Raw genomic sequence first — 856 nt, 5'->3', positions numbered from 1 at the left:
GATGATCAACGCCGTCAAGCACCGCCGCGCCGTCCTGACCGCCGCCGCCCTGGGCGCCGCCGCCGTCGCGGCCACCACCGCGGCCACCACCGCCTCCGCCGCCCCGGCCCGCCCCGCCGCCCACCACGCCCCGGCCAAGCCCACCGTGGTCCTGGTCCACGGCGCCTTCGCGGAGTCCGCCAGCTGGAACGGCGTCATCCAGCGGCTGCAGCGCGACGGCTACCCGGTCATCGCCCCCGCCAACCCGCTGCGCGGCGTCCACACCGACGCCGCCTACCTCGCCGCCCTCCTCAAGACCGTCAAGGGCCCGATCGTGCTCGCCGGCCACTCCTACGGCGGCTCGGTCATCAGCGAGGCCGCCGCCCACAACAGCCACGTCAAGGCCCTCGTCTACATCGCCGCCTTCGCCCCCGCCAAGGGCGAGAGCGCCGCCGAGCTCTCCGGCAAGTTCCCCGGCAGCACCCTGGGCCCCACCCTCACCCAGGTCACCGTCCCCGCCCCCGACGGCACCACCACCACCACCGACCTCTACATCAAGCAGGACAAGTTCCGCGCCCAGTTCGCCGCCGACGTCCCCGCCGCCACCGCCGCCGCCATGGCCGCCACCCAGCGCCCCATCGCCGCCACCGCCCTCGCGGACAAGGCCACCGAGACCGCGTGGACCACCATCCCCTCCTGGGACCTGGTCACCCTCCAGGACAAGAACATCCCCGCCGCCGCCCAGCGCTTCATGGCCCACCGCGCCCACGCCCACACCGTCGCGGTCAACGCCTCCCACTCCGTGACCGTCTCCCACCCCGGCGCCGTCACCCGCCTCATCGAGCAGGCCGCCCACGCCACCACCCGCTGACCCCCC

Annotated in this window: 1 protein-coding gene; it reads left to right on the top strand. The window is 75.2% G+C overall.

From position 1 onward, the window contains the following. Window position 1: 1 nt before the first annotated feature. Window positions 2-850 (top strand): alpha/beta fold hydrolase, encoded by an 849-nt coding sequence (locus LO771_RS30015; RefSeq protein WP_230748322.1) that lies wholly within the window; start codon window positions 2-4, stop codon window positions 848-850. Window positions 851-856 lie beyond the last annotated feature (6 nt).

The organism is Streptacidiphilus sp. ASG 303, assembly GCF_020991365.1.
GTDB lineage: Bacteria > Actinomycetota > Actinomycetes > Streptomycetales > Streptomycetaceae > Peterkaempfera.
The sequence above is the reverse complement of the archived record's forward strand: the minus strand, read 5'-3'. Positions and strand labels throughout refer to the sequence as shown.

Coding starts and splice junctions, on each gene's coding strand:
- LO771_RS30015 (WP_230748322.1), top strand. CDS start 2: ATGATCAACGCCGTCAAGCACCGCCGCGCCGTCCTGACCGCCGCCGCC.